Here is a 19,751-nt window from a genome sequence, read left to right on the forward strand (position 1 = left end):
TCGGCAAGCCGGATGGCGGTCAGCGGCGTGACCTCGGACGGCTTGAACACCATCGCATTGCCGGCGGCCAGTGCCGGCGCCGACTTCCACAGGGCGATCTGGATCGGGTAGTTCCAGGCACCGATGCCGGCGACCACGCCCAGCGGTTCACGGCGGGTGTAGAAGAAGCTGGATTCGCGCAGCGGCAGCTGGATGCCTTCGATGGCGGTCGCCAGGCCGGCGTAATACTCCAGCACGTCGGCGCCGGTGACGATGTCCACCGTGGTGGTTTCCGCCAGCGCCTTGCCGGTATCGTGCGTTTCCAGGTGGGCCAGTTCGTCATTGCGCTCGCGCAGGATCTCCACGGCGCGGCGCAGGATGCGCGAGCGTTCCATGGCGGTCATTGCCGCCCATGCCTTCTGGCCTTCGGTAGCGCTTTCGACGGCGCGTTCGACGTCGGCCTGGCTGGCGACCTGCACCTCGGCGATGACCTCACCGGTGGCGGGGTTGACCGTGGCGAAGGTCTTGCCGCTGGTGGCATCGACCCGGCGGCCATGGATGTAGAGCTGTTGGACGGGCAGGGTGGTCATGGGGCGTACTCCTCGAAAGGGGGCGGGAAGCTGAAAGCGCTTATAGCGCGTCGGCCTGCAACTGGAAGTCGATGTAGCCGTAGGCGATGCGTCGGGCCTTGTCAGCATCGAAGGCGCCGCCGACCAGGCTGCCGCGCAGCCAGAGGCCATCGATCATCGCGGCCAGGCCGCGGGCGGCGAGGCGTGCCTGTGGGCGTGGCAGCACGCGATTGAACTGGTGGCACAGGTTGGAAAACAGGCGCTGGTCGTTGGCATGCTGCAGGCGCGCCAGTTCCGGCTGGTGCATGCTCGCGGCCCAGAAGGTGAGCCAGACACGCATCGCGGTGCCATTGATCTGGCTGTCATCGAAGTTGCCATCGACGATGGCGCGCAGCTGGTCGCGGGGATCGTCGCCCACCCCGGCCCGGCAGCGGGCGACCGCGTCCCGCAGTTCGCGCAGGATCTGCCGCATCGCAGCGTTGAGCAGGCCGTCCTTGTCGCCGAAGTAGTGGGCGACGATGCCGCTGGACAGCCCGGCCTTCCTGGCGATGGTGGCGACGGTGGCATCGGCCATGCCCATTTCGTCGATGGTCTGGAAAGTGGCCCGGATCAACTGTTCGCGACGGACCGGCTCCACGCCCTTCTTCGGCATTGTCTCTCCACGGATTGCGACCCGAGGCGTCGGGTTGGCCATCATTATGCTTTTTATTGATTGAGCGTTCAATCAATAAACCCTAGGATGCGCTCGCGCCCCACGCCATGGGCCCGGTTTCCCGGTCCGGCCCCGCCCATGTGCTCCTTCGGACTGATGAGACGATCCCATGTCTTCCCAGGCTCATCCCAAGCGTTCGCCCCTGCGCTTGAACCGCTTTGTCTTCCTCAGCTCCTCGGTGTCGATCGGCATTCTCGGGCTGCTCACCGTCCTCTATCCCGATGCCAGCGAGCACTGGCTGCAATGGGCGCAGGCCGAAGTCTCGGCTGCGTTCGGCGCGTGGTACATGCTGCTGGTCGTGCTGTGCCTGGGATTCGTACTGTGGCTGGCGTTCTCGCCCTATGGCCGTATCCGCCTGGGCCACAACGAGGAATCGCCGGCCTTCGGCTACGTCGCGTGGGTGTCGATGCTGTTCTCGGCGGGTATCGGTATCGCATTGCTGTACTACGGTGCCTACGAGCCGCTGGACCATTTCCTCAACCCGCCGGGCCAGCCGGGCGGCACGGTGGCGGCCGGGCGCGAGGCGATGGTGCTGACCTTCCTGCACTGGGGCCTGCATGGCTGGGCGCTGTACGCGCTGGTCGGGGTGGCGCTGGGCTATTTCGCCTATCGCCGCAACCTGCCGCTGGCATTGCGCTCGGCGCTGTATCCGATCTTCGGTGAGCGCATCCATGGCCGCATCGGCGACATGGTCGATGGCTTCGGCATTCTCGCCACGCTGATCTCCATGGTCACCAATCTCGGCATCGGTGCGCTGGTGGTGCAGTCCGGCCTGGTCTATCTGTTCCACATCCCGGACACACCGCAGGTGCTGGTCGCGATCGTGCTGGTGATGATGGTGGTGGCCACCATCGGCGTGGTGGCGGGGGTCGAGAAGGGCATCGCCTGGCTGTCCAACCTCAACGTGCGCCTGTTGTGCGCGCTGTTGCTGTTCGTGCTGGTTACCGGCCCGACCCTGCATCTGTTCGATGGCCTGGTGCAGAACACGGGCGACTATCTCGGCGCATTCGTGCGCAAGAGCTTCGACATGTATCTCAACGATCCGCAGGGCCGCGCCTGGATGGGTTCCTGGACGCTGTTCTACTGGGCGTGGTGGATCGCCTGGGCGCCGTTCGTGGGCCTGTTCGTGGCACGCATCTCGCGCGGCCGCACCATCCGCGAGGTAGTGATGGGCGTGCTGTTGATACCGCTCGGCTTCACGCTGGCGTGGCTGTCGATCTTCGGCAACACCGCCATCGACCTGGTGCTCAACCATGGCCAGGCGGTGCTGGGGCAGGTGGCGCAGCACGATGCAGCGATGACCCTGTTCAAGCTGCTGGAGTACCTGCCCGGCGCACCCTATGTAGCCGGTGCCGCAGTGGTGATCGGTTTCGTACTGTTCCTGACCCCGGTCGATTCGGGCACGCTGATGATCGCCAACCTGTGCACCCGCCGTGTCGACGACGGGGTGGAGGATGGTCACGATGCGCCGATCTGGCTGCGCGTGTTCTGGGCGGTGGGCATCACCGTGGCCAGCATCGGCCTGCTGCTGGCGGGCAACTTCAGCGCGATGCAGACGGCCGTGGTCCTGTGCGGTCTACCGTTCTCGTTCACCCTGGCGTTCTACATGCTGGGCCTGCTGCGCGCATTGCGCACCGATCCGGACGCGCCGCGGCGCTGAGCGCACTGCCGGCCCTTGGCATTACAGGCGCAGGGCGGCTTCCAGCAGAGCTGTCGCCCATGGGGGCGTGCGCTGCAGCTGCTGCAGGTCATCGGCGGCCGGCCATTGCAGGTGGCCGTCCTCCATCTGCAGCAGCAGCTGTGGATCGGGCACGGCCTCGCCCGGCGCGGCGTCGGCGCTGTTGTCGTAGACCTGCAGCTGCGCCAGCACCGGCATCAGCCCGATCAGGTTCTGCTGCGCCAGCGGCCAGCGGCGGCGGATGTCGACTTCGGAAATGGGGTGGCCACCGGCCTGCACCCGTGCGCGTACCCGGGCGATGTGCTGCTCCGGGCTGGACAGTCCACAGAACCACATCAGCACGTCATGGGTGCGGCTGGCCTCACGCAGCAGGGCGGTGATCGAGTTGCCCCCAAGCGTGGTCTCGAAGGCATGGTTGCGGGCGTGATCCAGGGCGTCGCGGATACGGTTGACACCCTCCTGCCAGGCTTCGGCATTGGCCTCCATGGGGTCCAGGCCGGCCCGCTCGCGCAGCCCGCGGGCGAACGTATCGGGGTTGAACCATTCCAGGCCGGCTTCGCGCAGCACGTGGCCACCCACCGAACTCTTGCCGGCGCCATTGACGCCGGCAAGCACATACAGGAACGGGCGTGGCATCAGTGGCCCGTGCCCGCCTTGACCTGGCCCTTCAGGCGGGCAGGGCGACGCAGCAGCGCGCGTGCGGCATCACCAGCCTGGGCGTGCTGCAGCACCGCCAGGCGCTGGTCGAAGCCGGCACGCAGATCCGCCAGGGCCGGGTCCTGCCCACGCAGTTCCTCCAGCGAGCTTTCCAGCGCTTCGACCTTGGCCTGCAGCGCGCGGTACTGCTCGATGGAAACGATCACCGCCTGCGGTTCGTTGTGATTGGTGACCACGACCATGTGCTGGTCGCGCACTTCCTGCATGACCTTGCGCCAATGTTCCTTCACCGACGAGGCGGTGGTGTGGGTCAGCTCGTTGATCGGGTCGAAGCGGACGGGGGCGTGCAGCATGGCGGTGCTCCAGGGGACCTGTGCGATCACCTTACGCCTGTTTCATGCAAATTGCATGAATGGTGAAAAATATCAAAAATATGATTCATGGCCGATTCGGCCCCGGCGGTAACGCCGGGGCCGGGCTTCCGCCCGCCGGATGCCGCGCGCCGGGTCAGCGGGCAGCCAGCTGACGCAGCACGTACTGCAGCAGGCCACCGTGGCGGAAGTATTCCACTTCCTTCGGTGTCAGCAGCATCACCGACACCTCGAAGCGCTTCTGCGTGCCATCGGCCCGGGTCGCGGTGACCGCGGCGCGCTTGCTGGCACCGTCTTCCAGGCCGGTGATATCGATGACTTCCGAGCCATCCAGCCCCAGCGACTGCGCGTTCTCACCATTGCGGAACTGCAGCGGCAGCACGCCCATGCCGACCAGGTTGGAGCGGTGGATGCGCTCGAAGCTCTCGGCGATGACCGCCTTCACGCCCAGCAGCAGGGTGCCCTTGGCGGCCCAGTCGCGCGACGAACCGGTGCCGTACTCCTTCCCGGCCAGCACCACCAGCGGCACTTTGTCGGCCTTGTACTTCATCGCCGCGTCGTAGATCGCCAGCTTCTCCGGCTGGCCACCGCCGGCCGGGTAGTACAGGGTGTTGCCACCTTCCTCGCCGCCGAACATCAGGTTCTTGATGCGGATGTTGGCGAAGGTGCCGCGGACCATCACGTCATCATTGCCGCGGCGGCTGCCGTAGCTGTTGAAGTCGGCAGGCTGCACGCCCCGGGCCTGCAGGTAGCGCCCCGCGGGCGAATCCTTCTTGATGTTGCCGGCCGGCGAGATATGGTCGGTGGTGATCGAGTCGCCGAACAGACCCATCACACGCGCGCCATGCACGTCGTCGATGCTGCCGGTCTGCATGGTCATGCCATCGAAGTACGGCGGGTTCTTGATGTAGGTGGAGTCATCGCTCCACTCGTACAGATTGCCGTCCGGCGAGGCGATGGTGTTCCAGCGCGTATCGCCCTTGAACACGTCGGCGTAGTTCTGCTTGAACATCTCCGGGCCGATGGTGGCGGCGATGACATCGCCGATTTCCTTGTTGCTCGGCCAGATGTCGCGCAGGTAGACCGGCTGGCCGTCGCTGCCGGTGCCCAGCGGCTGGGTGGTCAGATCGATGTCGGTGGTGCCGGCGATGGCGTAGGCGACCACCAGTGGCGGGCTGGCCAGGTAGTTCATCTTCACTTCGGGATGCACGCGGCCTTCGAAATTACGGTTGCCCGACAGCACGGAGGTCACCACCAGGTCACCGGCGGCGATGCCGGCACTGACCTCGGTCGGCAGCGGGCCGGAGTTGCCGATGCAGGTGGTGCAGCCGTAGCCGACCACGTAGAAGCCGATCTTCTCCAGCTCCTTCAGCACCCCGGCCTTTTCCAGATAGTCTGTGACCACGCGCGAGCCTGGGCCCAGCGAAGTCTTCACCCAGGGCTTGCGATCCAGGCCCTTGGCCGCCGCGTTGCGCGCCAGCAGGCCGGCACCGATCATCACCGCCGGGTTGGACGTGTTGGTACAGGAGGTGATCGCGGCGATGACCACCGCGCCATCCTTCAGGCGGACCTTCCGGCCTTCGATCTCGATGTCGGCGAAGCCCTTGGCCAGCTGTTCGTTGCCGACCGCGGTGCCGCCGCCCTCGTTGAGGAAGGAGGCCACATCGTCGCTGCGCTTGTCGCGGTTGCTGGTCAGGCCGACCAGGGCTTCGCGGTAATTCTTCTGCACGTCTTCCAGCAGCACGCGGTCCTGCGGGCGCTTCGGTCCGGCCAGTGACGGCTTCACCGTGCCCATGTCCAGCTCCAGCGTGGTGCTGTACTGGGCATGGGGGCTGTCCGGTTCGTGCCACAGGCCCTGCGCCTTGGCGTAGGCCTCGACCAGTTCGATCTGTTCTTCGCTGCGACCGGACAGGCGCAGGTAGTTCAGTGATTCGGCGTCGATCGGGAAGATGCCGCAGGTGGCGCCGTATTCCGGTGCCATGTTGCCGATCGTGGCGCGGTCGGCCAGTGGCAGGTGCTGCAGGCCATCGCCATAGAATTCGACGAACTTGCCGACCACGCCCAGCTTGCGCAGCATCTGGGTGACGGTCAGCACCAGGTCGGTGGCGGTGGCGCCCTCAGGCAGCCGGCCGGTGAGCTTGAAGCCGACCACCTGCGGGATCAGCATCGACGACGGCTGGCCCAGCATGGCCGCTTCGGCTTCGATGCCGCCCACGCCCCAGCCAAGCACGCCGATGCCGTTGATCATCGTGGTGTGGCTGTCGGTACCGAACACGGTGTCCGGGTAGGCCACAGCCCTGCCATCCTTGTCCGCGGTCATCACCACGCGGGCCAGGTTCTCCAGGTTCACCTGGTGGACGATGCCGGTGTTGGGCGGCACCACCTTGAAGTTGTCGAACGCCTTCTGGCCCCAGCGCAGGAACCCGTAGCGTTCCTGGTTGCGCTGGAATTCGATCTTGCCATTGAGATCGAGCGCGTCCGGCTTGCCGAACACATCGACCTGTACCGAATGGTCGATCACCAGTTCCGAAGGGATCTGCGGGTTGATCTGTTCCGGCTTGCCACCCAGCTTGACCACCGCATCGCGCATGGCGGCCAGATCGACGACACACGGTACGCCGGTGAAGTCCTGCAGGACCACGCGCGCGGGCATGAAGGCGATTTCGGTGTCCGGCTCGGCCGCCGGGCTCCAGCGGGCAACGGCCTCGATGTGCTCCTTGCCGACGGTGACGCCGCCGTCTTCGTGCCGGAGCAGATTCTCCAGCAGGATCTTCATCGAGTAGGGAAGGTGGGAGATGTCGAAGCGCTGGCCCAGTGTGGGCAGGCTGAAGTAGTCGTAGGTCTTGCCGCCGACGTCCAGCTGGCTGCGGGTGGAGAACGAATCGCTCATGCGGGATGACTCCTTCTTGCGGATGGCTTGCAGTGGCCCGTGCATGGACGGACCTGCTTGCGTATGCCGGGGCTCTCCGCCACCGGATCCCCGCCAGTATGGCGGAGCCGGCGCGGCCGGGAACGTCCTCGGCGCAGGACGCAAGGTTACATCGCTGTATGTAGTGCCGATGTCACGGCTTGCCCCGCCACTGGCTCATCAGCATCTGCAGGAAGCGTTCGGCCGTGGGCGAGAGCAGGGCAGCACGGCGGCGCACGATGCCGATGGTGCGCGAGACCACCGGATTGCCGATCGGCCGGGTCACCAGGATGGGATGGTCGCCGTCCGGGGTAGCCATCTTCGGCAGCACCGACACGCCGATCCCGGCCTCGACCATGCCCAGGGAGGTGGACAGGTGGGTCACTTCGTAATGCCAGCTCAGCTTCAGGTTCTCACGGGCGAGGGCGCCATCGAGCAGGGTCCGGTTGCCACTGGTGCGATGCACGGTGATCAGCTGGTGCTGGGCAAGATCGGCCCATTCCACGCGGCGCTTGCGAGCCAGCGGATGATCGCGGCGGCAGGCCAGCACGAACGGGTCCTCGGCCAGTACATCGAAATCCAGGTTGGGATCGTTGGCACCCATGAAATTGATGCCGAACTCCACTTCGCCGCGTTCCACTGCCTGCAACCCCTCGGTGGCGGGAATGTCGAGGATGCGGAAGCGGACGTGCGGATGCGCGTCGTGGAAGCGTGCCATGACACTGGGCAGGAAGTAGAACGCCGCGGTGGGCAGGCAGGCGATGGTGACCGTGGCGCCGCGCGTGTCGTCGTGCCCGCGCAGCGAGAACAGCGAACCATCGAATTCCTCCAGCATGCGCCGTACCAGCGGCAGCAGGTTCTCGCCGACCGCGGTGGTGCTGACGCTGCGGGTGGTGCGTTCGAGCAGCGGTGAGCCGACGGCCTGCTCCAGCTTCTGGATCCGGCGGCTGAGCGCGGGCTGCGAGACGTGCAGGGTTTCAGCGGCGCGATGGAAGCTGCGCGTCTCGGCGACGAGCAGGAACGCGCGCAGATCGAGGATTTCGCAATTGATGCTCATACGGTATCAATCATCCAAAAATCAGCAATTCACAGATCAATCCGGCTCATGCCAGTATCGAATCACAGAGGGGTCATTCATCCCCTATACGCATCAATCTAGCACACGTATGTCGAACGATCTGCTCAGTATCCCCTGCGTCCTCATGCGTGGCGGCACGTCCAAGGGGCCGTTCTTCCTGGCCTCGGATCTGCCGGCCGACGCCGGCCTGCGTGACCAGCTGCTGCTGGAGGTGATGGGCTCGGGCCATCCGCTGCAGATCGATGGCATCGGCGGTGGCAATGCGCTGACCAGCAAGGTGGCGATCGTCAGCCCCGCCAGCCGCGCCGATGCCGATGTCGACTATCTGTTCGCGCAGGTCCGGGTCGAGCAGCGGGTGGTGGATACCACCCCCAACTGCGGCAACATGCTGGCGGCGGTCGGTCCCTTCGCGATCGAACGCGGACTGGTTCCTGCGCGCCACCCGCGCACCGAAGTGCGTATCCACAACGTCAACACCGGCAAGCTGATCGTGGCCACGGTGGAAACCCCGAACGGCCAGGTGGCCTACCGGGGCGACACGCGTATCGCGGGCGCGCCTGGCGCTGCCGCGCCGGTCCGCCTGGCCTTTCTCGATGCGGCCGGTGCACGTACCGGCCGGCTGCTGCCCAGTGGGCGGCCGCAGGATATGATCGACGGCATCGCCGTCAGCCTGGTGGATTGCGCGATGCCGATGATGATGGTGCGCGCGGCCGATATGGGTGTCCGCGGTGACGCCTCGCCGGCGGAACTGAACGCGGATCATGCGCTGCTGGCGCGGTTGGAGGCGATGCGCATCGAGGCGGGTACGCGCATGGGCATTGCAGACGCGGGCAGCAAGGTGATTCCCAAGCCAGTGCTGCTTTCCGCACCGCAGCAGGGCGGCGACCTGCAGGTGCGCTACTTCATGCCCCACCAATGCCACACCGCGCTTGCCATCACCGGCGCGGTCGGTCTGGCCACCGCCGCAGTCACGCCCGGCACCCTGGCCAACACTTTCGTCGGATGCCTGCCGATGCCGGGCAGCATTACCCTCGAACATCCGAGCGGCCTGCTGGAAGTGGGCCTGAGCCGCAGCTCGGACGATGCGCCGGTCGTTGCCAGCGTGGTCCGTACCGCGCGCCGCCTGTTCGAAGGGCGCGTGTTCGCGACTTCGCCTGCCACTGCCGAAACCCATTCCACCGAAGCCCGCCAATGGACCTCAGCGGCATGACCTGAAACCGGTCGGGGCCGCGCAGATGCGCGTGGCCAGGCCACTACAACGCAGATGCTTCACTCCTGGGAGGGATGATGTACAAGCAGTTCTTCATGGCCGCGCTGTGCGCGGCGAGCCTGGCCGTGTCCGGTTGCGGCAAAGACGATGCCAGCGGGGCCTCGGCGCCCGGCGGCGACAATGCGCCGGTGCGGATCAGCGTCGGTTCCTACAACCTCAACAACCTGCCGTTCTTCATCGCCGACGCCAAGGGCTACTTCAAGGACGTCGGCCTGCAGGTGAAGACCGAGAACTTCGCGCAGGGCGGCTCCAAGGTGCTGCAGGCCCTGGTCGCCAATTCGACCGACGTGGCGGTCGGCTTCTACGACCACACCATCCAGATGCAGGCCAAGCACAAGGACGTGGTCGGCTTCGTGCTGCTGTCGCGCAATTCGGGCCTGGTGATGGCCGGCCGCGAGGATGCCAGCTTCGATCCGGCTCGCCCGCAGACCATCAAGGGCCAGAAGATCGGCATTACCGCCCCGGGTTCGTCATCGGACTTCTTCGTGCGCCACTTCCTGGCCCAGCACGACATCCCGGTGGACAGCATCTCGCTGATCGGCGTGGGTTCTGGTGCGGCGGCGGTGGCGGCGCTCGAGCAGGGCAAGATCGACCTGCTGGTCAACTACGATCCGGCCGCGACCCTGATCACCGAGCGCAAGGTCGGCAGGATCATCATTGATGCGCGCAGCGACGAGGGGGCACGCCAGGTGTACGGCGGTCTCTATCCCACCTCGGTGATGTACGCCAACCGCAGCTTCCTGGAAGCACGTCCCGAAGCAGCCGAGAAGATCGCCCGCGCCGAGCAGATGGCATTGAAGTTCATCGCCGACAACAGTGCCGAGGACATCGTCGCTGCGCTGCCGGACAGCTACGTCTCCGGCGACCGCGCCACCTACGCGCGCGCCGTGGAGAACGCCCGCGCCATCTTCACCACCGATGGCCACTTCACGCCCGCGGACCTGGAAACGCCGTTGAAGGTGCTGCGCGAGTTCAACAAGGACGTGGCCAACGCGGACATCGACCTGTCCCGGACCTACACCAATGCCTTCGTCGAGCGCGCCAGCGCCGCGACGCAGGCAACCCAACCGTAAGCGGAGATAACCCATGGCCCTCAATGCCACCGTGCGCCAGTTCAATGGCGCACCGCAGCTGGAGCCCGCACAGACCATGGTCGCCATCAACAAGGTGACCATGTCCTTCGGTGACTTCACCGCCGTGCGCGATGTCGATATCCAGGTCGGTGATGGCGAGTTCCTCGCCATCGTCGGTCCCACCGGGTGCGGCAAGAGCACCATCCTCAATTCCGTGGCGGGCCTGCTCAAGCCCAGCGCCGGTGACGTGAGCATCGACGGACGCGCCGTCAATGGCGTGCAGGCGTCCGTCGGCTACCTGTTCCAGCAGGACGCGCTGCTGCCGTGGAAGACCGCCTTCCAGAACGTGGAACTGGGCCTGAAGTTCCGCGGCGTCGATGAAGCCGAGCGCCGGCAGAAGGTCACCACCTGGTTGGCCAAGGTCGGCTTGACCGGCTTCGAGCACCGCTATCCGCACCAGCTCTCCGGCGGCCAGCGCAAGCGCGTGCAGATGGCACAGGCACTGATCGTGGAGCCCAAGGTGATCCTGATGGACGAGCCGTTCTCGGCATTGGACATCCACACCCGCCATCTGATGCAGAACGAACTGCTGCGCCTGTGGCAGGAAGACCGTCGCTCGGTGATCCTGATCACCCACGACCTGGAAGAGGCCATCGCGCTGGGCGACCGCGTGGTGGTGCTGTCCTCGGGTCCGTCAAGCCGCGTGGTGCGCAGCTTCGATGTGGACCTGGAACGCCCCCGCAACGTTGCCGAGATCAAGCTCGACGAACGTTTTACCGACCTGTACCGCGACATCTGGGCCTGCCTGCGCGGCGAAGTGGAGAAGAGCTATGCACGCCAGGACTGACCGTTTCATCCAGATCGCACTGGTCATCGCCGTGTTCGGTGGCTGGGAGGGCGGCATCGCGCTGGGCTGGATCGACCCGTTCTTCTTCCCCGCGCCCACGGCCATCGCCCAGCAGGCGTGGAACTGGTTGTCGGATACCTCGTTCTACCAGCACGTGTACATCACCCTGACCGAAACCGCGCTGGGCTACCTCATCGGTACCGGGCTGGGCGTTGCAGGCGGTGTGTGGCTGGGCCTGAGCCGGCGCTCGGCGCGCATCCTCGATCCCTTCATCAAGGGCTTCAATGCCATCCCGCGCGTGGTGCTGGCGCCGATCTTCGTGCTGTGGCTGGGCCTGGGTCTGTGGTCGAAGGTGGCACTGGCGGTGACGCTGGTGTTCTTCACCACGTTCTTCAATGCCATGCAGGGCGTGCGCGAAGTGAACCCGGTGGTGCTGGCCAATGCCCGCATTCTCGGTGCCAGCCGCAGTGACCTGCTGCGTCACGTGTACTTCCCGGCGGCGGCGAGCTGGATCCTGTCCTCGCTGCGCACCTCGGTGGGCTTTGCGGTGGTCGGCGCGATCATCGGCGAATATCTGGGTGCCTCGGCGGGCCTGGGTTACCTGATCGCGCAGGCAGAAGGCAACTTCAATGCCGTGGGCGTGTTCGCCGGCATCATCATTCTGGCCGCCTTCGTGCTGGTCATCGATGCACTGCTCGACGTGGTCGAGAACAAGCTCATCACCTGGCGTCCAAACGCCCAGGCCCAGGCCACCAGCTGAGCCTGCCTGGCGCGCCGCTGGAATGATCCGGCGGCGCGCCCTTCCGTAATTCCCCCGCATCATCGCAACGGGCCAGCGCCAGGCCAGGGGGCCGGCTGGCTGGAGAGAACACCATGCATAGCCATCCCGTGCTGCCGCGTGCAGCGCTGACGGTCGCCCTTGGCCTGCTGCTGGCCAGCGGCCATGCCGGAGCACAGGCCGCCACGGCCCCACCGGCCCCGCTGAGCCAGGCCGAACTTGCCGCGCTGGTGCAGCAGCAGGCGCAGCAGATCCAGCAACTGCAGTCGCGACTGGATGCGCTGGAGGGCGTCGGTACGACCGCCAGCAACGCGGCGGCTGCCCCTCCTGCGCCTGCCCTGGAAACCCGTGTTGCGGCGCTGGAAACCCAGCAGTCCAAGGCGCCGAAGGTGTCGTGGTCGAAGGGCGCGCCGGAATTCAGCAGCGCTGACGGCAACGTGATCTTCCGCCCGCGCGGTCGTCTGTTCGTGGACGGCTCCAGCACCGACGGCTCGTCCAGCAGCGACCGCAACATCTCCGGTACCGAGATCCGGTCGGTGCGCCTGGGCGCGGAGGGCCGCTACGGCACGCTCGGCTGGGTGGTGGAGGGCGACTTCGCTGACAACGAGGTGGCGTGGAAGTCGGTGTATGCCACCGTGGACCACAGGCTGTTCGGCCTGCCTGCCGACCTCACCGTGGGCAACCGGCTCAACGACCGCGGCATCGATGGCTCCAGCAGCACCTCCAACACGCCGTTCCCGGACCGCAACGTGGTGGGCACGCTGATGCTGCCGCAGCGGGGCCTGTTCGGCGTCGGCCTCACCGAGCGCGTGTACGGCAAGGGCTGGCACGCCAGCCTGTCAGTGGCCGGCAACGACCTCAACAATGCCGGTGACAACAACGACAGCCAGACCTGGGCCACCCGCGCCCACTGGAACCCGATCGACAGCAAGGCCGCGACCGTGCATCTGGGAGCGTGGGCGTTCCACGAAGAGATCGCCGCAGGCTCCTCGGGCGTGCTGCGCAGCTCCGCCATTGCCGGCCACTTCAACGACCTGGTCAAGATCACGCCGGGCGCGCTGGTCGGCACCGATCGCAGCACCGCCTACGGTGTGGAGGCGGCGGGCTTCTTTGGCCAGGGCTGGGCCACGGGCGAGTGGGGCACGCGTAACCTGCGCGGCGCCGATGCCAGCGGCCGTTACGACCTCGATCACCAGGCCTGGGCGATTTCCGCCGGCTGGTTCCTTGGCGGGGCCAGCCCGGCGTACTCGGGCAAGACCGGCACCTGGGGCCGGGTCAAGGTGGCCGATCCGGTCACCCGTGGCGGGCGGGGCGCATGGGAGCTGCGTGCGCGCTACGAAGACGTGGACTACTCGGAACTGCCGAACGGCGGCACCGGACATGCGTGGACGGTGGGTGCCAACTGGTATCTCAACGACTACAGCCGGGTGATGCTCGACGTGATCCGCTGGCAGACCGACAACCCCACCGGTACGGTGCGCGGCAAGGACGAGGGCACGACGGTCAATACCCGGCTGCAGGTTGCGTTCTGAGTGAAGGCATCAAGCTGAACGGACAATGCCGGCCACGTGCCGGCATTGCCGTAAAGGGGGGGGGCGGCTGGCGGTATGACGCCTTGAGTATGTATAATTCGTACATACCGAAGAGGGCCTACCCATGGAAGCCACTGTCGCCGAACGCGGTCAGATCACCCTGCCCAAGGCTGTGCGTGACGCCCTGGGCCTGACCAAGGGCACCCAGCTCAAGGTCGAACTGGACGGCAGCCGCATCATTCTGCGCAAAAGTGTCGACGACGCGATTTCACGGGCGCGTGGCAAGTTCGCGCTGGACGGCTTTGATTCCGCCGACGCCGCCGTACGCGCGGTGCGCGACGAGGACTAAGCCGTGATGATCGCCGTCGATTCCCCTGTGCTGGTCGAACTGCTGAGCAATGGCCCGCAGGCCGACGCCGTCGAGGCCTGCCTGCGGCAGAGCCTGGTCGGCGGCAAGGTGGTGGTGTGCGGGGCGACCCTGGCCGAAGTCTGCGCCAGCCTGCGTGGCGGGGCCGAGGTGCTGGAAGCGCTGGAAGAGATGGGCGTCCACTTCAACGCGCTGGAAGCCAAATCGGCATTGCGCGCCGGCGAGATGCATCGCCGCCACCGCCAGCGTGGTACCCAGCGCCGCAGCCTGGACGACTTCATGGTGGGGGCCCATGCACTGCTGCAGTGCGACGGGCTCATCACCTGGAACGACACGTTTTACCGCGACTACTTCAAGGGCCTGAAGCTGATCGTGCCGCACGCCTGAGCCCGTTGCATTCCTTTCACTGTTCCATAACCGCATTACCCGGGAGTTGTCATGTTGGAAGCCTATCGCCACCACGTAGCCGAGCGCGCCGCGCTTGGCATCCCGCCGCTGCCGCTGACCGCCCAGCAGACGGCAGACGTCATTGAACTGTTGAAGAACCCGCCGGCGGGCGAGGCCGAGTTCCTGCTCGACCTGCTGACCCACCGTGTGCCGGCCGGCGTGGACGACGCCGCCAAGGTCAAGGCCTCGTACCTGGCCGCGATCGCGCTGGGCAGCGAGCAGAACCCGCTGATCAGCCGCGAGCGCGCCACCGAGCTGCTGGGCACCATGCTGGGCGGTTACAACGTGGCCCCGCTGGTGCAGCTGCTGGATGACGCCAGCGTCGGCACCATCGCCGCCGACGGCCTGAAGAACACCCTGCTGGTGTTCGATGCGTTCCACGACGTGCAGGACAAGGCCAAGGCCGGCAATGCCAATGCCCAGGCCGTGCTGCAGAGCTGGGCCGACGCCGAGTGGTTCACCAGCAAGCCGGAAGTGCCGCAGAGCCTGACCATCACCGTGTTCAAGGTGCCGGGCGAAACCAACACCGACGACCTGTCGCCGGCGCCGGACGCCACCACCCGTCCTGACATTCCGATGCACGCCCTGGCGATGCTGAAGAACAAGCGCGATGACGCGCCGTTCACTCCGGAAGAAGACGGCAAGCGCGGTCCGATCCAGCAGATCCTGTCGCTGAAGGAAAAGGGTCACCTGGTGGCCTACGTCGGCGACGTGGTCGGCACCGGCTCTTCGCGCAAGTCGGCGACCAACAGCGTGCTGTGGTGGACCGGCGACGACATCCCCTACATCCCCAACAAGCGCGCCGGTGGCGTGTGCCTGGGCGGCAAGATTGCCCCGATCTTCTACAACACCATGGAAGATGCCGGCGCGCTGCCGATCGAGCTGGATGTCTCGAAGATGGAGCACGGCGACGTTGTCGAGCTGCGTCCGTATGACGGCAAGGCACTGAAGAACGGCGAAGTGATCGCCGAGTTCGAAGTGAAGTCCGAAGTGCTGTTCGATGAAGTGCGTGCCGGCGGCCGGATTCCGCTGATCGTCGGCCGTGGCCTGACCGGCAAGGCGCGCGAAGCGCTGGGCCTGGCCCCGACCACCCTGTTCCGCCTGCCGGTGCAGCCGGCCGACACCGGCAAGGGCTTCTCGCTGGCACAGAAGATGGTCGGCCGCGCCTGCGGTCTGCCGGAAGGCCAGGGCATGCGCCCGGGTACCTACTGCGAACCGAAGATGACCTCGGTGGGCTCGCAGGACACCACCGGTCCGATGACCCGTGACGAGCTGAAGGATCTGGCCTGCCTGGGCTTCTCGGCCGACCTGGTCATGCAGTCGTTCTGCCACACCGCCGCGTACCCGAAGCCGGTGGACGTGAAGACCCACCACACGCTGCCGGAGTTCATCTCCACCCGCGGTGGCATCTCGCTGCGTCCGGGCGACGGCGTGATCCACAGCTGGCTCAACCGCATGCTGCTGCCCGACACCGTCGGCACCGGCGGCGACTCGCACACCCGTTTCCCGGTGGGCATTTCGTTCCCGGCCGGCTCGGGCCTGGTGGCCTTCGCCGCCGCCACCGGCGTGATGCCGCTGGACATGCCGGAATCGGTGCTGGTGCGCTTCAAGGGCCAGATGCAGCCGGGCGTGACCCTGCGTGACCTGGTCAACGCGATTCCGCTGTACGCGATCAAGTCGGGCCTGCTGACGGTTGCCAAGGCTGGCAAGAAGAACATCTTCTCCGGCCGCATCCTGGAAATCGAAGGCCTGCCGGAGCTGAAGGTCGAGCAGGCGTTCGAGCTCTCCGACGCCTCGGCCGAGCGCTCCGCCGCCGGTTGCTCGGTGCGCCTGAACAAGGAACCGATCATCGAGTACCTGACCAGCAACATCACCCTGCTGAAGTGGATGATTGCCGAGGGTTACCAGGATCCGCGTTCGCTGCAGCGTCGCATCGAGAAGATGGAAGCCTGGCTGGCCAACCCGCAGCTGCTGGAGCCGGATGCGGACGCCGAGTACGCTGCCGTCATCGAGATCGACCTGGCCGACATCCACGAGCCGATCGTGGCCTGCCCGAACGATCCGGACGACGTGAAGACCCTGTCCGAAGTGGCCGGCGCCAAGATCGACGAAGTGTTCATCGGTTCGTGCATGACCAACATCGGTCACTTCCGTGCGGCCGCGAAGCTGCTGGAAGGCAAGCGCGACCTGCCGACCCGTCTGTGGGTGGCCCCGCCGACCAAGATGGACGCCTCCGAGCTGACCAAGGAAGGCGTTTACGGCACCTTCGGTGCGACCGGCGCGCGCATGGAAATGCCGGGCTGCTCGCTGTGCATGGGCAACCAGGCCCAGATCCGCGAAGGCTCCACCGCGATGTCGACCTCGACCCGCAACTTCCCGAACCGTCTGGGCCGCAACACCAACGTGTACCTGGGTTCGGCCGAGCTGGCCGCGATCTGCTCGCGTCTGGGCCGCATCCCGACCAAGGAAGAGTACATGGCCGACGTCGGCGTGATCGCCGCCAGCGGCAGCGAGATCTACCGCTACATGAACTTCGACCAGATCGAGGAGTACCAGGACGTGGCCAATACGGTCGCCGCCTGATGCGTTGAAACGAAAACCCCCGGCGAAAGCCGGGGGTTTTTTCATGCAGTGCGGAGCGTGCGTTCGTCGCTACTGACCGCGGGCGAGGGCGAGCAGGCGCTCGGCGATCCGTTCCAGCGGCACCTGTTCCTCGGCCGCGCCGAGCTTGAACGCGGCGCCGGGCATGCCCCAGACCACACTGGTGGCTTCATCCTGCACCAGCGTCGGAGCGCCTGCCTGGCGCATTTCCAGCAGGCCGCGCGCGCCGTCATCGCCCATGCCGGTGAGAATGGCGCCGATGGCATTGCCCCCGGCACTCTGGGCCACCGAACGGAACAGCACATCGACCGCAGGCTTGTGCCGGTTCACGGCTGGGCCGTCATCGACGCGGCAACGCCAGCGCGCACCATCGCGGATGATCCGCAGGTGCCTGCCGCCCGGCGGCAGATAGGCATGGCCGGGCAGCACGGCTTCGCCGTCGCTGGCCTCGCGCACGGCCATCGCCGAATGCCGGTCGAGGCGTTCGGCGAAGGCGCTGCTGAAGCTGGCCGGCAGGTGCTGGGTCATAACCACCGCCGGTGCATCGGCGGGCAGGCCTTCCAGCACCACGCGCAGGGCTTCGGTGCCACCGGCTGACGAACCGATCGCGATCAGGCGGTCGGTGGTGCGGAACTGTGGTGCCACCGGGCGCGATGCCGGTGCCGCATCCAGGGTGAGTTTCGGTGCCGCAGCCCGCAGCAGCGGCCGCACCCGCGAGCGTGCGGCCATCTTCACCTTGCCGATGATTTCTTCGGCATAGCCCTGCAGTCCGCGCGCCACATCGAGCTTCGGCTTGGAAACGAAATCCACGGCACCCAGTGCCAGCGCCTGCAGGGTCGTGTCGGCCCCCCGCTCGGTCAGCGAAGAGATCATCACCACCGGCAAGGGATGCAGGCGCATCAGGTTTTCCAGGAAGGCCAGCCCGTCCATGCGCGGCATCTCCACGTCCAGGGTGATCACGTCCGGAGCGAGGCGCTTGATCTTCTCGCGTGCCAGCAGCGGATCGGCGGCGGTGCCGACCACGTCGATGGCCGGATCGCTGGAGAGGATTTCGGTCAGCATCTGCCGCACGACGGCGGAGTCGTCCACGATCAGGACCCGGCAGGGGGCGTTGCCGGTCAGGGTCATTCGAACAGCTCCACGCCACCGGTGACCGGGGCCCTGGACAGACGGGCACGCACTGCCGATTCGGTGGCGGCCACTTCCGCTTCGTGGGCATGTGGCAGGCGCTGCACGACCACGCGCCCGGTATCGGCAAAGAACCAGATCTTGCGTGGATGGATGCCGCACAGATCTTCGGCGATGATCGGAATGTGCTCGGCCTGCAGGTACTGGCGCACGAACTCGGCGTTGCGGGTTCCTACTGGATTGCTGGTGAAACCCTTGAGCACGTTGGCGCCGCCGAACACCTTGGCTTCCAGGCGCTTGCGGTGCGCGCCGCGCTTGAGCATGTCGTTGATGAGAAGCTCCATCGCATAGCTGCCGTAGCGTGCAGGCGCGCCGTCACCGGCATTGCCTTCCGGCAGCAGGAAATGGTTCATGCCGCCTATCTTCAGCACCGGATCGCGCAGACACGCAGCCACGCAGGAGCCCAGCGTGGTGGTCAGCGCAGTGGTGTCGTCGACCACCAGGTACTGGGTCGGCAACAGCTTGGCGGCGAGGGTCTGGAAGCGCGCGTCCTGGTAGCGCATCACCTCGTCGGTGCGGAGCGAGGCGTTCATGCCCCGGCCCCCTGCGCGCGGCGGTACAGGGTGCGGCCACAGGGCTGGATCAGATCGGCCGCGTGCAGGTAGTTCTCCGAGTGGCCGGTGTAGAGCAGCCCGTCATCGGTGAGATGCTGCACCAGCCGGCCAAGGATGGCGCGTTGGGTCGGCTTGTCGAAATAGATCATCACGTTGCGGCAGAACAGCGCATCGAACGGGCCGCCAACGTCGTAGCGCGGGGCAAGAAGATTCAGCGGGCGGAACTCGATCAGTTCGCGCAGTGCGGGCAGCACCCGGCACTGGCCCTCGTTGGGGCCACTGCCACGCTGGAAATACCGTCGGCGGAGCTCCGGATCGAGGCTGGCGACGCGGTCGATGGCGTACACGCCACGGCCTGCGGTGGCCAGGACCTGTGTGTCGACATCGGTGGCGATGATGCGGACCGGCGGCTTCAGGCTGCCGAACGCCTCGCACGCGGTGATCGCCATGGAGTAGGGTTCCTCGCCGGTGGACGCGGCGCAGGACCACAGCAGCAGCGGGGCGTGGCCGGAGCGCTGCCGCAGTTCCTCGCGCAGCTTGTCGAAATGGTGGGGCTCACGGAAAAAGGAGGTGAGGTTGGTGGTCAGGGCGTTGGTGAACGCCTGCCATTCGTCACCGCCCTCCTGTTCCAGATGGTCGAGGTACTGCTGGAAGCTGCGCATGCCGAGTGTGCGCAGGCGACGCGACAGGCGGCCATAGACCATGTCGCGCTTGGCGGGCGCGAGGGCGATGCCCACCCGCTGGTAGATCAGGTCGCAGACACGGCGGAAATCGCGGTCGGCGAACTCGAACTCGCGCGGACCGGTGACGATGGGGCTGGGACTATGCACGGGGGACGTGTCCATCGGCGTGGGCGGTGGCCGCAGCCACCGCGGGTTCTCAGAATTCCTGCCAGTCGCTGGCGACGACGGGGGGAGTGTGGGCGCGGCGGACCGGCGCGGCCGGCGCATGCGCGCGTGCCGTGTTGGCGGTCACCGTTGGTTCCACCCGTGCGGCCACCGCCTTCACTGCGGCGGCCACTTGGTTGTCGAGGCGGAAGATCGCCACGGCATCGGCCAGCTGCGCGGCCTGCTCCTCCATCGCCCGTGCAGCGGCGGTGGCTTCCTCCACCAGCGCGGCGTTCTGCTGGGTGGTCTCGTCCA

At 66.5% G+C, this 19,751-nt stretch carries 18 protein-coding genes and 1 pseudogene; 9 read left to right on the plus strand and 10 right to left on the minus strand.

Features of this window, described 5'->3' with window-relative positions:
- Nucleotides 1-569, minus strand: a 569-nt coding sequence (locus QMZ25_RS17540; RefSeq protein ID WP_283220044.1) for an aldehyde dehydrogenase family protein, incomplete at its 3' end; no start/stop codon positions are given.
- A gap of 40 nt (nt 570-609) precedes the next feature.
- Nucleotides 610-1,200, minus strand: coding sequence for a transcriptional regulator BetI (gene betI / locus QMZ25_RS17545; RefSeq protein ID WP_053520388.1), 591 nt, complete (start codon nt 1,198-1,200; stop codon nt 610-612).
- A 169-nt stretch (nt 1,201-1,369) separates the two neighbouring features.
- Here betI and QMZ25_RS17550 point away from each other — a divergent pair, with 169 nt between their 5' ends.
- On the plus strand, nt 1,370-2,920 hold the full coding sequence (locus QMZ25_RS17550) for a BCCT family transporter (RefSeq protein ID WP_111186107.1): 1,551 nt from the start codon (nt 1,370-1,372) through the stop codon (nt 2,918-2,920).
- A gap of 21 nt (nt 2,921-2,941) precedes the next feature.
- Here QMZ25_RS17550 and QMZ25_RS17555 read toward each other — a convergent pair whose 3' ends face one another.
- The 4 genes from QMZ25_RS17555 to QMZ25_RS17570 form a co-directional block, all read right to left on the minus strand.
- Nucleotides 2,942-3,574, minus strand: coding sequence for an AAA family ATPase (locus QMZ25_RS17555; RefSeq protein WP_053520390.1), 633 nt, complete (start codon nt 3,572-3,574; stop codon nt 2,942-2,944).
- Nucleotides 3,574-3,948 carry a type II toxin-antitoxin system Phd/YefM family antitoxin gene (locus QMZ25_RS17560; RefSeq protein ID WP_053520391.1) on the minus strand — a complete coding sequence of 125 codons (375 nt, stop codon included), beginning with the start codon at nt 3,946-3,948 and terminating at the stop codon, nt 3,574-3,576. The genes QMZ25_RS17555 and QMZ25_RS17560 overlap by 1 nt, the downstream gene beginning before the upstream one ends.
- A 154-nt stretch (nt 3,949-4,102) precedes the next feature.
- Entirely contained in the window at nt 4,103-6,856 is a 2,754-nt protein-coding gene (gene acnA / locus QMZ25_RS17565; RefSeq protein WP_193396855.1) for an aconitate hydratase AcnA, read from the minus strand.
- Between the two features lie 172 nt (nt 6,857-7,028).
- Complete coding sequence (locus QMZ25_RS17570) at nt 7,029-7,931, minus strand: LysR family transcriptional regulator (protein ID WP_283220045.1); 903 nt, start codon at nt 7,929-7,931, stop codon at nt 7,029-7,031.
- Between the two features lie 109 nt (nt 7,932-8,040).
- On the opposite strand from QMZ25_RS17570, the gene QMZ25_RS17575 reads away from it, so the two are divergent.
- From QMZ25_RS17575 to acnB, 8 genes are all read left to right on the plus strand, one after another.
- Nucleotides 8,041-9,162 (plus strand): 4-oxalomesaconate tautomerase, encoded by a 1,122-nt coding sequence (locus tag QMZ25_RS17575; protein WP_164152603.1) that lies wholly within the window; start codon nt 8,041-8,043, stop codon nt 9,160-9,162.
- A 77-nt stretch (nt 9,163-9,239) separates the two neighbouring features.
- Nucleotides 9,240-10,295 carry an ABC transporter substrate-binding protein gene (locus QMZ25_RS17580; RefSeq protein ID WP_053519997.1) on the plus strand — a complete coding sequence of 352 codons (1,056 nt, stop codon included), beginning with the start codon at nt 9,240-9,242 and terminating at the stop codon, nt 10,293-10,295.
- A 13-nt stretch (nt 10,296-10,308) separates the two neighbouring features.
- On the plus strand, nt 10,309-11,142 hold the full coding sequence (locus tag QMZ25_RS17585; protein ID WP_053519989.1) for an ABC transporter ATP-binding protein: 834 nt from the start codon (nt 10,309-10,311) through the stop codon (nt 11,140-11,142).
- Nucleotides 11,126-11,902 (plus strand): ABC transporter permease, encoded by a 777-nt coding sequence (locus QMZ25_RS17590; protein ID WP_053519990.1) that lies wholly within the window; start codon nt 11,126-11,128, stop codon nt 11,900-11,902. Before QMZ25_RS17585 ends, QMZ25_RS17590 begins: the two co-directional genes overlap by 17 nt.
- 113 nt (nt 11,903-12,015) lie before the next feature.
- The gene (locus QMZ25_RS17595) at nt 12,016-13,452 is read left to right on the plus strand and encodes a porin (protein ID WP_283220046.1); all 1,437 of its coding nucleotides are present in this window, start codon (nt 12,016-12,018) and stop codon (nt 13,450-13,452) included.
- 124 nt (nt 13,453-13,576) lie between these two features.
- Nucleotides 13,577-13,801: an AbrB/MazE/SpoVT family DNA-binding domain-containing protein gene (locus QMZ25_RS17600; protein WP_053519992.1), complete on the plus strand. Its 225-nt coding sequence runs from the start codon at nt 13,577-13,579 to the stop codon at nt 13,799-13,801.
- A gap of 6 nt (nt 13,802-13,807) precedes the next feature.
- Nucleotides 13,808-14,206 (plus strand): type II toxin-antitoxin system VapC family toxin, encoded by a 399-nt coding sequence (locus QMZ25_RS17605; protein ID WP_053519993.1) that lies wholly within the window; start codon nt 13,808-13,810, stop codon nt 14,204-14,206.
- 51 nt (nt 14,207-14,257) lie between these two features.
- Entirely contained in the window at nt 14,258-16,849 is a 2,592-nt protein-coding gene (gene acnB / locus QMZ25_RS17610) for a bifunctional aconitate hydratase 2/2-methylisocitrate dehydratase (protein WP_053519994.1), read from the plus strand.
- Nucleotides 16,850-16,918: 69 nt separating this feature from the next.
- Here the strand turns inward: acnB and QMZ25_RS17615 are convergent, their stop codons facing one another.
- From QMZ25_RS17615 to QMZ25_RS17630, 4 genes and pseudogenes are all read right to left on the minus strand, one after another.
- Nucleotides 16,919-17,995 carry a chemotaxis response regulator protein-glutamate methylesterase gene (locus QMZ25_RS17615; RefSeq protein ID WP_111186102.1) on the minus strand — a complete coding sequence of 359 codons (1,077 nt, stop codon included), beginning with the start codon at nt 17,993-17,995 and terminating at the stop codon, nt 16,919-16,921.
- Complete coding sequence (cheD, locus tag QMZ25_RS17620; protein WP_053519995.1) at nt 17,992-18,588, minus strand: chemoreceptor glutamine deamidase CheD; 597 nt, start codon at nt 18,586-18,588, stop codon at nt 17,992-17,994. Before cheD ends, QMZ25_RS17615 begins: the two co-directional genes overlap by 4 nt.
- A complete protein-coding gene (locus QMZ25_RS17625; protein ID WP_053519996.1) occupies nt 18,585-19,454 on the minus strand; it encodes a CheR family methyltransferase in 870 nt (289 codons plus the stop codon). Before QMZ25_RS17625 ends, cheD begins: the two co-directional genes overlap by 4 nt.
- 34 nt (nt 19,455-19,488) lie before the next feature.
- Nucleotides 19,489-19,751: pseudogene (locus QMZ25_RS17630) on the minus strand (chemotaxis protein); the annotation flags it as partial.

It is taken from the genome of Stenotrophomonas sp. RS-48 (genome assembly GCF_030053245.1).
In the GTDB taxonomy this organism is placed as follows: Bacteria; Pseudomonadota; Gammaproteobacteria; order Xanthomonadales; family Xanthomonadaceae; genus Stenotrophomonas; species Stenotrophomonas maltophilia_P.

Coding starts and splice junctions, on each gene's coding strand:
- betI (WP_053520388.1), bottom strand. CDS start 1,200: ATGCCGAAGAAGGGCGTGGAGCCGGTCCGTCGCGAACAGTTGATCCGG.
- QMZ25_RS17550 (WP_111186107.1), top strand. CDS start 1,370: ATGTCTTCCCAGGCTCATCCCAAGCGTTCGCCCCTGCGCTTGAACCGC.
- QMZ25_RS17555 (WP_053520390.1), bottom strand. CDS start 3,574: ATGCCACGCCCGTTCCTGTATGTGCTTGCCGGCGTCAATGGCGCCGGC.
- QMZ25_RS17560 (WP_053520391.1), bottom strand. CDS start 3,948: ATGCTGCACGCCCCCGTCCGCTTCGACCCGATCAACGAGCTGACCCAC.
- acnA (WP_193396855.1), bottom strand. CDS start 6,856: ATGAGCGATTCGTTCTCCACCCGCAGCCAGCTGGACGTCGGCGGCAAG.
- QMZ25_RS17570 (WP_283220045.1), bottom strand. CDS start 7,931: ATGAGCATCAATTGCGAAATCCTCGATCTGCGCGCGTTCCTGCTCGTC.
- QMZ25_RS17575 (WP_164152603.1), top strand. CDS start 8,041: ATGTCGAACGATCTGCTCAGTATCCCCTGCGTCCTCATGCGTGGCGGC.
- QMZ25_RS17580 (WP_053519997.1), top strand. CDS start 9,240: ATGTACAAGCAGTTCTTCATGGCCGCGCTGTGCGCGGCGAGCCTGGCC.
- QMZ25_RS17585 (WP_053519989.1), top strand. CDS start 10,309: ATGGCCCTCAATGCCACCGTGCGCCAGTTCAATGGCGCACCGCAGCTG.
- QMZ25_RS17590 (WP_053519990.1), top strand. CDS start 11,126: ATGCACGCCAGGACTGACCGTTTCATCCAGATCGCACTGGTCATCGCC.
- QMZ25_RS17595 (WP_283220046.1), top strand. CDS start 12,016: ATGCATAGCCATCCCGTGCTGCCGCGTGCAGCGCTGACGGTCGCCCTT.
- QMZ25_RS17600 (WP_053519992.1), top strand. CDS start 13,577: ATGGAAGCCACTGTCGCCGAACGCGGTCAGATCACCCTGCCCAAGGCT.
- QMZ25_RS17605 (WP_053519993.1), top strand. CDS start 13,808: ATGATCGCCGTCGATTCCCCTGTGCTGGTCGAACTGCTGAGCAATGGC.
- acnB (WP_053519994.1), top strand. CDS start 14,258: ATGTTGGAAGCCTATCGCCACCACGTAGCCGAGCGCGCCGCGCTTGGC.
- QMZ25_RS17615 (WP_111186102.1), bottom strand. CDS start 17,995: ATGACCCTGACCGGCAACGCCCCCTGCCGGGTCCTGATCGTGGACGAC.
- cheD (WP_053519995.1), bottom strand. CDS start 18,588: ATGAACGCCTCGCTCCGCACCGACGAGGTGATGCGCTACCAGGACGCG.
- QMZ25_RS17625 (WP_053519996.1), bottom strand. CDS start 19,454: ATGGACACGTCCCCCGTGCATAGTCCCAGCCCCATCGTCACCGGTCCG.